Origin of the sequence: Pseudomonas tremae, assembly GCF_001401155.1 — a bacterium.
Lineage (GTDB): Bacteria > Pseudomonadota > Gammaproteobacteria > Pseudomonadales > Pseudomonadaceae > Aquipseudomonas > Aquipseudomonas tremae.
This window is the reverse complement of record NZ_LJRO01000114.1, coordinates 24,214-33,729: the sequence shown is the minus strand read 5'-3', so window position 1 is coordinate 33,729 and position 9,516 is coordinate 24,214. Positions and strand designations below refer to the sequence as shown.

At 59.1% G+C, this 9,516-nt stretch carries 8 protein-coding genes and 2 pseudogenes (1 of these 10 only partly in view); 4 read left to right on the top strand and 6 right to left on the bottom strand.

What is annotated here, in order from left to right; translation table 11 throughout:
• Positions 1 to 368: pseudogene (locus ALO43_RS08580) on the bottom strand (3'-5' exonuclease) (it extends 109 nt beyond the left edge of the window).
• 239 nt (positions 369 to 607) lie between these two features.
• On the opposite strand from ALO43_RS08580, the gene ALO43_RS08575 reads away from it, so the two are divergent.
• Positions 608 to 1,447 carry a substrate-binding periplasmic protein gene (locus ALO43_RS08575; protein ID WP_054997378.1) on the top strand — a complete coding sequence of 280 codons (840 nt, stop codon included), beginning with the start codon at positions 608 to 610 and terminating at the stop codon, positions 1,445 to 1,447.
• A 33-nt stretch (positions 1,448 to 1,480) separates the two neighbouring features.
• On the opposite strand, the gene ALO43_RS28480 is transcribed toward ALO43_RS08575, so the two are convergent.
• Together ALO43_RS28480 and eat are read right to left on the bottom strand one after the other, a co-directional pair.
• A complete protein-coding gene (locus ALO43_RS28480) occupies positions 1,481 to 1,648 on the bottom strand; it encodes a DUF2897 family protein (protein WP_005887468.1) in 168 nt (55 codons plus the stop codon).
• Between the two features lie 116 nt (positions 1,649 to 1,764).
• Positions 1,765 to 3,129, bottom strand: a complete 1,365-nt coding sequence (eat, locus tag ALO43_RS08570; RefSeq protein ID WP_054997377.1) for an ethanolamine permease — start codon at positions 3,127 to 3,129, stop codon at positions 1,765 to 1,767.
• A gap of 294 nt (positions 3,130 to 3,423) precedes the next feature.
• On the opposite strand from eat, the gene pyrF reads away from it, so the two are divergent.
• Positions 3,424 to 4,122 carry an orotidine-5'-phosphate decarboxylase gene (pyrF, locus tag ALO43_RS08565; RefSeq protein ID WP_054997376.1) on the top strand — a complete coding sequence of 233 codons (699 nt, stop codon included), beginning with the start codon at positions 3,424 to 3,426 and terminating at the stop codon, positions 4,120 to 4,122.
• Positions 4,123 to 4,251: 129 nt separating this feature from the next.
• Here pyrF and ALO43_RS08560 read toward each other — a convergent pair whose 3' ends face one another.
• Positions 4,252 to 5,259, bottom strand: a complete 1,008-nt coding sequence (locus tag ALO43_RS08560) for an NADP-dependent oxidoreductase (RefSeq protein ID WP_005887473.1) — start codon at positions 5,257 to 5,259, stop codon at positions 4,252 to 4,254.
• A 230-nt stretch (positions 5,260 to 5,489) separates the two neighbouring features.
• Here ALO43_RS08560 and ALO43_RS08555 point away from each other — a divergent pair, with 230 nt between their 5' ends.
• Positions 5,490 to 6,425, top strand: coding sequence for a S66 peptidase family protein (locus ALO43_RS08555; RefSeq protein WP_083492139.1), 936 nt, complete (start codon positions 5,490 to 5,492; stop codon positions 6,423 to 6,425).
• A gap of 21 nt (positions 6,426 to 6,446) precedes the next feature.
• Here the strand turns inward: ALO43_RS08555 and ALO43_RS08550 are convergent, their stop codons facing one another.
• Together ALO43_RS08550 and ALO43_RS08545 are read right to left on the bottom strand one after the other, a co-directional pair.
• On the bottom strand, positions 6,447 to 7,649 hold the full coding sequence (locus ALO43_RS08550; protein WP_054997374.1) for a benzoate/H(+) symporter BenE family transporter: 1,203 nt from the start codon (positions 7,647 to 7,649) through the stop codon (positions 6,447 to 6,449).
• Positions 7,650 to 7,764: 115 nt separating this feature from the next.
• Positions 7,765 to 8,235 carry a MarR family winged helix-turn-helix transcriptional regulator gene (locus ALO43_RS08545; protein WP_024670702.1) on the bottom strand — a complete coding sequence of 157 codons (471 nt, stop codon included), beginning with the start codon at positions 8,233 to 8,235 and terminating at the stop codon, positions 7,765 to 7,767.
• 82 nt (positions 8,236 to 8,317) lie between these two features.
• Here ALO43_RS08545 and ALO43_RS08540 point away from each other — a divergent pair.
• Positions 8,318 to 9,488, top strand: a pseudogene (locus ALO43_RS08540) (aminotransferase-like domain-containing protein).
• Positions 9,489 to 9,516 lie beyond the last annotated feature (28 nt).

The window sequence follows — 9,516 nt, the reverse complement described above, 5'->3', positions numbered from 1 at the left end:
CTCGACAGCGCGCTGTCGAGTTGGTGATGACGCCATTCCTCTTCCAGTTGCTGACGGTCATAGTCACCCCAGCTGGCCCAGCCCAGCACCCGCGCACGGTGATGACTCAGCCAACGCTCGAACTGAGGCCATACCGTCGTCAGCGGTGCAGCGCTGTCGATATTGCTCTGGCTGATGTGAGTCAATTGGCGGCAAAAGTGAGTCAGCAACGGCCTGCGTACAGGGCGCACGAAACGTTCGAAATGGTCCAGTTCGCGCCCGTCCTGATTGACGAGCGTTGCGCCTATCTCGATGACTTCCATTTCTGCGACTGGCCAGCCACCTTCTTCGGTTGTCGCTTCCAGATCAATCACCAGCCAATGCGGCATCATCAAGCTCCGTTTTGATATTCAATGGCTTCAGCGTAATTACATTAGCCGATGCCAGCCCCTTATGTCCTACGGTTCACTGTGCATTCGGCCGTCGCTCTACAATGACCGCCCTTTATTGCAAAGGTGCGGCCTGTTATTCGCCACGCACTGGCCGCCCTCTGCACAAGGGTATTGGCGCCGTTGATTTGACAGTTGTCTAAATCAAAGAAACCGCATAGCGTGGGCGGCTTTGATTGATGCCGTGTTTTATGAAAAGACTCGCAGTGGTAATTGATAGTGTCGTGCGCACTGCCGTGGCGGGGGCGTTAGTGCTTATTCCGTTGATGGTGGCGCCGTCGGTCGTTGCTGCGCAGTTGGTGCGGGTTGCGGCAGTGCACTTTCCTCCGTACATGGTGCGTCCCGAGAAAGGCGAAGACACTGGGCTGTTGCCCAAACTGATCAATGCCCTGAACGCCGAGCAGAACGATTATGAATTCGTGATGATCCCGACGTCGGTGCCCCGACGCTTTCGTGACTTCAGTGAGGGTCGTTTCGATATTGCGATGTTCGAGAACCCCGAGTGGGGCTGGAAAGACATTCCTCACGACACGGTCGACCTTGGGCTTGAAGACGCTGAAGTGTATGTGGCGCGGCAGGTTGAAGGGCGTCAGCAGGATTACTTCGATACATTGTCCGACAAACGCCTGGCGTTGTTCAGTGGTTATCATTATGGATTTGCCAACTTCAATGCTGATCAGAAATACCTGAGCGAACACTTCGACATGACGTCGACTTACTCTCATGACAGCAACTTGCTGATGGTGGTCCGTGGACGCGCGGACGTGGCGCCTGTTACCCGTTCCTATCTGATCGACTTCATGTCCAATCACCCGAGTGAGGCCTCGCACCTGATGGTTTCCGAACGGGTCGATCAGGTTTACCGGCAATATGCATTGCTGCGCCCAGGCGGCAATATCGACGTGCCACACTTCACCCGCTTGCTGGACAACTTGCGCAGTGGAGGGGAGTTGGCAACGATCTTCCAACCGTTGCACATCAAGGTGCTGCCAGTCAGCATAGCCCCGCCCGAAAAATAACGGGCGGTGTATCAGCCTGCCGACCCAACCTTCTTAACGATCCTTGGCGTCTTTGGCGTCCATTTCTGCATTGCGCTCATGCACACGCTTGAGCTGTTCTTCGCTGAGGGGCAGTTTCTTGGCTGTGTCGCGCAGCATCATCAGACCGCCGACAATCGAGCCAATGGCTACGAGCAAAATTAACCAGGCATACCAGGGCATAGCGCTCTCCTTGTTGTGATACCGGTTTGAGCGGCGATGCTGCTCAATGGTTCAAGTGTACGCGCCATGAACGGGTCGCGTGCAAGGCCGATTGCACGTGACCCGGAGGAGACGTGTTACCGGCCGGTCAGCATTGCATCGGCCGGCGCATCAGCGCGCGATTTGGCGGTCAGGCTGAAATAGATGAAGCCGATCGCCATAAGCCCCAGAAAGATCAGGCCGATGAGCATGTTGAACCAGGCCATTGCCACCAGACACACCACTGCCAGCGCCAGCGCAATGCCAGGCACCACCGGGTAGCCCGGCGCGCGGAAGGTGCGCTCCAGGTGCGGCTCGGTCTTGCGCAGTTTGAACAGGCTGAGCATGCTCATGATGTACATCACGATCGCGCCGAACACAGCCATGGTGATCATGGCTGCGGTGAGGGTCATGCCGCTCAGGTTGATCAGGCCGTCACTGTAGATAGCTGCGATACCGATCAGGCCACCGGCGATGATCGCCCGGTGCGGTGTCTGAAAGCGTGACAGTTTTGCCAGCGAGGCAGGCAGATAGCCGGCACGGGCCAGTGCGAAGAACTGACGCGAATAACCCATGATGATCCCGTGGAAGCTAGCCACCAGGCCGAACAGACCGATCCATACCAGCATGTGCAACCAGCCGGAGCTGTCCCCGACAACCGCTTTCATGGCCTGCGGGAGCGGGTCGTTGATATTGGCCAGGGTGCGCCAGTCGCCTACGCCGCCGGCAAACAACATGACGCCGATGGCCAGTACCACCAGGGTGAGTATCCCACTGATGTAGGCTTTGGGGATGGTACGTTTCGGGTCCTTGGCTTCTTCGGCGGCCATGGCTGCGCCTTCGATGGCGAGGAAAAACCAGATGGCAAACGGAATGGCGGCGAACATGCCGGCGATGGCTTCGGGCCCGAACGTCTGCGAACCGGCCCATCCGTTGAGGGCGAAGTTGCTGAAACTGAAGGCAGGCGCTACCACCCCCATGAACACCAGCAATTCGGCCACAGCGAGGATGCACACCACCAGCTCGAAAGTCGCGGCCAGTTTCACGCCCACGATATTGAGCGCCATGAATACGATGTAGGCACCGACGGCAGCGTGCCTGGGGTCCAGGCCCGGATACTGCACGTTGAGGTAGGCACCGATGGCCATGGCAATGGCCGGTGGTGCGAATACAAATTCAATCAGCGTTGCCATGCCGGCGATCAATCCGCCTTTTTCTCCGAAGGCGCGACGGCTATAGGCAAAGGGTCCACCTGCGTGCGGGATGGCGGTGGTCAGTTCGGTAAAACTGAAAATGAAACAGGTGTACATGGTTGCAATCATCAGGGCTGTTACCAAAAAGCCCAATGTTCCGGCCACCCCCCAGCCATAACTCCAGCCGAAATATTCGCCGGAAATCACCAGCCCGACAGCAATCCCCCATAAATGAATCGTGCCCAGCGTTGGCTTGAGTTGCGTACTCATTGTTGTCTCCCTGAGGTTCTGTAATCGTTGAAACATCCTGTTGCAGACGCCGTGCCAGTGCATAAGAATCCGTCGCATTGCCTCAAAACAGGTCGTTTGCAGACCGTCAGGGTCAATTGATGTGACCTGCTGAGTGGATTTGGTGCAGGTCTGCGCGAGTGTGTTCGCTGCAAGTGCAGGTAGTAGCAAGGCTGTTTTGCGCGCATCGGCGATGGATGACGATCTACGGGTCCCCGTCCGCTTGCAGCTTCGGCTACAATGCGCGCCGATTTCGACTTACCTGAGACCACGCTCATGTCCGCCTGCCAGACTCCTGTCATCGTCGCCCTGGATTTCCCGACCCGTGAAGCTGCCCTGCGCTTGGCTGATCAGCTCGATCCCACGCTGTGCCGGGTCAAGGTCGGCAAGGAGTTGTTCACCAGCTGCGCATCGGACATTGTCGAGACCCTGCGTGACAAGGGCTTCGAAGTGTTTCTGGACCTCAAATTCCACGACATTCCCAACACCACGGCCATGGCAGTCAAGGCTGCTGCCGAGATGGGCGTGTGGATGGTGAACGTGCATTGTTCCGGCGGCCTGCGCATGATGGCGGCCTGCCGAGAGGTGCTGGCTCAGCGTACCGGACCTCAACCTTTGTTGATCGGCGTGACAGTGCTGACCAGTATGGGGCGTGAGGACCTTGCCGGTATCGGTCTGGATATCGATCCGCAGGTGCAGGTATTGCGCTTGGCAGCGCTGGCCGAGAAGGCCGGTATGGACGGTCTGGTCTGTTCGGCACTCGAGGCCCAGGCGCTTAAAGCAGCGCATCCGTCGCTGCAACTGGTAACCCCCGGCATTCGCCCGGCGGGCAGTGCACAAGATGATCAGCGCCGCATTCTGACCCCGCGTCAGGCGCTCGATGCAGGCTCTGACTACCTGGTTATCGGCCGCCCGATCAGCCAGGCGGCAGACCCGGCCAGGGCGCTGGCTGCAGTGGTCGCAGAGCTGGCGTAAACATGCCCTTCGCAGGGTGAGGACGCCCCCGCGGCGCCCGTTCTGCTCTCACGCTTTACAGGCAAGAGCAGCCGGGTGCGCGATGCTGAGCGTTGAAACTCGCTCGATAGCTGAAGTCAGGCGTGTGCCTTATTCCACTTTCAAGATCAGCTTGCCGTAATTCTCTCCTGTGAACAGCTTCAGGAATGTCTCTGGGAATGTTTCCAGGCCGTCTTCGATATGTTCCTTGCTCTTGAGCTTACCTTCCTTGATCCAGCCAGCCATGACCTGACCGGCTTCGGCGAAGCGGTCGCCATGGTCCAGCACGATGAAGCCTTCCATGCGCGCGCGGTTGACCAGCAGGGACATGTAGTTGGCCGGACCCTTGACTGCTGTGGTGTTGTTGTACTGGCTGATGGCACCGCAGATCACCACACGTGCACCGACCGCCAACTGGCTGAGTGCGGCGTCCAGAATGTCACCGCCGACGTTGTCGAAGTACACGTTCACACCGTCCGGGCAATGGCGTTTCACCGCCTCCATAACGTCCTCGGATTTGTAGTCGATGGCTGCGTCGAACCCCAGCTCTTCGGTCAGCAGGCGGCATTTCTCCTTGCCCCCGGCGATACCGACGACCCGGCAGCCCTTGATCTTGGCAATCTGCCCGGCCACGCTGCCGACAGCGCCTGCGGCACCGGAAATCAAAACAGTATCACCGCTCTTTGGCTGACCCACGTCCAGCAGCGCCAGGTAGGCCGTCATGCCGGTCATGCCCAGTGCTGACAGGTACAGCGGCAAAGGCGCCAGGCTGGTGTCCACGGTGTAGAAACCTTTCGGCTCACCGACAAAATAGTCCTGGACACCCAGTGCACCCTGAACATGGTCGCCCACTGTGAATTTCGGGTTTTTCGATTCAAGGACTTCGCCCACGCCCAGCGCGCGCATCACTTCACCGATCTGCACGGCCGGAATGTAGGACTTGCCTTCGTTCATCCAGCCACGCATGGCCGGGTCCAGCGACAGGTATTTGTTCCTGACCAGAATCTGGCCGTCGCTCAACGCGGTGACCGGGCCTTCCTTATAGTCGAAGTCATCACGGCGTACAGTGCCCGAAGGACGCTTGGCGAGCAGAAACTGGCGGTTGGTAAAATCAGTCATGGCAGGGCCTCACAAAGTGGTTCAAGAATGGAATCAAGCGCTCATGGCGCTGTTCAGGCAAGAAGCGATCATCCAGCGAATGCCGTTTGATCCATGTGGTTGATAGAGTCCACTCAGCCTCTGGCGTTCAAAGCGATCGACTTGACTGGCCTGATCAGGCCATCTTGCAGCTTGAGTCGCTAAGCGCTGTGCTCTACATTGCTGGTCAAATGAATGCCCGGACGAGTGCAATGCCCACGACGAATCTTCAGACCCTTCACCCTCAAGTACTGCGGGCCGGCGACGCCGTGGCGCTGGTTTCGCCGGCAGGCCCGGTGGACCCCGTCAAGCTTGAAGCTGCAGTCGAGGTGCTCAAGGGCTGGGGGCTGCGTCCGCGCGTCTATCCGCATGCATTGGGCAATTATTCGTTTTACTCAGGGACCGATGAAGAGCGGCTCGCCGACTTGAACGCAGCGCTGGCAGATCCGGAAATTCGCGCGGTCATCTGCAATCGCGGCGGGTATGGCGTGCAGCGGATTGTCACGCGCGTGGACATCGAAGCCGTGCGCCGCGACCCCAAGCTGGTGACCGGCTTTTCCGACATTACAGCCCTGCATGGTGCGCTGTGGAACCATGCACGTCTGGCCACCATTCATGGTCCCGTGGCCGCTCAATTGGGGGCAGGTGGTCTGTTTGTCAGCTGCATGCGCCATGCGTTGATGAGTACCGAGCCGGTGTTGCTCAAGGCCGATCCGGCTTCACCCACAGCGAAGGTCAGAACCGGCGGCAGTGCGCAGGGCCTGTTGCTGGGTGGCAACCTGTGCATTCTCGATACGTCAGTCGGTACGCCGTTCATGTCGGACATGACCGGGGCGATTCTGCTGATCGAGGAAGTCAAAGAGCCTGCTTATCGGGTCGACCGCATGCTGACTCATCTGGGCAACTGCGGCATTCTCGAACGTCTGGCGGGTATCGCGGTGGGCGAGTTCACCCCGGCGCCCAACACCGGGGGCACTATCAGCCCGGCTCATGTGTTGCTGGAGCGCCTTGGCAGCCTGGGAATCCCGGTGCTCGGGGGCTTGCCGGTCGGCCACGGTGACCTGAACCAGGCCGTGCCACTGGGCACCCAGGCGATACTGGATGCCGATGCCGGAACCTTGCTCGTCGCTGCCGCCACGCGCAGCTGAACAAGCCGGTATGGCCCAGCGCTAAGGCGCCTTGCGTGCATTCAGAATCAACAAGGTCAGCAAGCCCGCCACAATGCCCCAGAATGCCGAACCGATTGAAAACAGCGTCAACCCGGAAGCTGTCACCATGAAGGTTATCAGCGCAGGTTCGCGCTCACTCGGTTCGGCCATCGCCACGGTCAGGCCGTTGGTGATCGAACCGAGCAATGCCAATGCGGCGATCGATAGCATCAGTTCTTTGGGAAATGCGCTGAACAAGCCTGCCAGCGTGGCCCCGAAAACCCCTGCGATACCATAAAAAATCCCGCACCAGATTGCCGCTGTGTAGCGCTTGGCTTTGTCTTCGTGAGCCTGAGGGCTGGTGCAGATGGCGGCACTGATGGCGGCCAGATTGATCCCGTGGCAACCGAACGGAGCGGTCAGCAGAGAGGCGATGCCGGTCACGGAAATCAGTGGCGAGGTAGGCGGGTAGTAACCGTCGGCGCGCAGCACGGCGACCCCCGGCATGTTCTGGGAGGTCATGGCCACCACGAATAATGGAATGCTGATGCTGACAGTCGCCGCCCATGAAAACTCGGGGGTGGTCCAGACCGGCATCGCCACTTGCAGTGCCAGGCCGTTGAAGTTCAGCAAGCCCAGCAGGGCGGATATCACGATGCCGACCAGCAGCGCGAGCAGCACCGAGTAGCGCGGTGAAAGACGCTTGACCAGCAGGTAAGTGAAAAACATGCCCATCACTAGGCCGGTGCGATGCTGTGCGGCGACGAAAATATCACTGCCGATCCTGAACAGGATTCCCGCCAGCAAGGCTGCTGCCAGAGAAGCCGGCAAGCGTCGGACCATGCGCTCGAAGCTGCCGGTCAAGCCGCAGAGAATGACCAGAACTGCGCTGGTCATGAATGCGCCGACTGCCTCCGGGTACGTCACACCGCCGAGGCTGGTGATCAACAGCTCCGCGCCGGGTGTGGACCACGCCACAGTGATCGGCGTGCGGTAACGCAAGGAAAGGCCAACGCTGCACACCGCCATGCCCATGAACAAGGCCCACAGCCATGACGAAATCTGCAGGTTGCTCAACCCGGCAGCCTGCCCGGCCTGGAACATCAGCACCAGCGAACTGGTGCAACCGGTCATCATGGCAATGAAACCCGCCACTAACGCAGACGGCGATGTATCGGCCCATGGCCGCAGTGGTTGCGGTGGCACCTTGAGGATCTCGTTCATGCAGGACGTCCTTGAAGCGGGCAGGTAGCAAAGGACGCCAAGCCTAAACGTATGGCCACGCAGCCTTGCTATACAGCGATACGAGTAAGCGCCAGCACAGTTGCGGCGGGTGCGTTTACTCGACTTCAGGGCTGACCGGGCAGGCGCCGGATTGCAGCGTCTGGCCCAGCGCCAGGTTGACCGACATCCAGCCATCCACTGCGTTCTGACCCGCTTCGGCGAACACGCGTTGCAACAGCTTGACCTGCTCGCGCCGCAATCCTTGCTCGAACCGGCAGCCTTCTTCGGTCAGTGCCAGCAACCGCTTGCGTTTGTCATTCTCGGGGGCAGCGCTGTGTACCAGGTTCATGGCGATCAATTGGCGGAGCGGGGCGTTGAGTGCCTGCTTGCTCACGCCCAGTACCGTGAGCAGTTCCTTGACGCTCAAGTCGGGGTAGCGGGCGATGAAAAACACGATGCGCTGATGCACACGACTGAAGCCGCGCTTGGCCAGCATTTCATCGGCCTTGGCGGTGAATGCCTGATAGCCGAAAAAGAAGGCCTCCATGGCGATCTGTTGATTGGCAGGTTTTTTTAAGTCAAGCATGTTGACGTATCCGGGGTGATCGTCGTAATTTTAGTCAATAAGTTTGACTCATTTTCCTTTGTCTCGGCTACAGGTAAGTACCATGGCATTCTCCGAACGCGTTTCCCGTCTGAAAAGCTCTTTGATTCGCGAGATCCTCGCCGCTGCTCAGCGTCCAGAGGTGATGTCGTTTGCCGGAGGCCTGCCTGCCTGCCGATGCGATGCTGCCCAAAGTCGAATGGGCCGACATGCCTGTTTCTCTGGGGCAGTACGGTATGAGCGAAGGCGAACCTGCGCTGCGTGAGGCGTTGGCGGCCGACGCCCGAGCGTTGGGTATTGCCTGTGAGGCCAGTCAGGTCATGGTGGTCAGCGGTTCTCAGCAAACACTGGACCTGGCGGCCAAGCTGTACATAGACAAGGGCACCGAGATTCTGCTCGAAGCGCCCACGTACCTGGCCGCGCTGCAGATATTTCAGTTGTTCGGCGCAAATTGCATCACCGTGCCCTTGCTGGCTGAAGGCCCTGATCTGCTCGCCATGCGTCAGCGTCTTGAACAACACAAGCCGGCCTTCGCCTATCTGATTCCAACGTTTCAGAACCCCTCGGCAGTGCGCTACAGCCAGGCCAGTCGCGATGCGGTTGCGGCGCTGCTGGACGAGTTCGACGTGACGCTTATCGAGGACGAACCGTACCGTGAGCTGAGTTTCGATGGCGGCAGCGCCAAGCCGATCGTCAGCAGCCTGAAAAAAGCCAGCTGGATTTACACCGGCACGGTTTCCAAAACGCTGCTGCCTGGCCTGCGCGTCGGTTATCTGATTGCCAGTCCCGACCTGTTTCCACATTTGTTGCGCCTGAAACAGTCCGCCGACCTGCATACCAATCGTCCTGGCCAGTGGCAGGCCTTGCAGTGGATCGGCACTGAGCACTATCGTGAGCATCTGGTGACCCTGTGCGAGTTCTATCGCGGTCGCCGTGATGCGTTTGAAAGCGCCTTGCAGACGCATTTTTCGGATCTGGCAGTGTGGAACAGTCCACAAGGCGGGTTGTTTTTCTGGCTGACCCTCAAACAGCCACTGGACACCCGGACCTTGCTGGATGCCGCGCTGGAGCAGGATGTTGCGTTCATGCCGGGCGAGCCGTTTTTCGCTGATCCTGATGCCAATCATGGCCATCTGCGGCTAAATTTCAGCCACATCGACCCGACGCGCCTGGATGAGGGCATAAAACGACTGGCATCCGTGGTCCGGGCGGCACAGAATCTGAAAGCTGCCTGATTCGATCCGGCAACACAGGCATATCAAG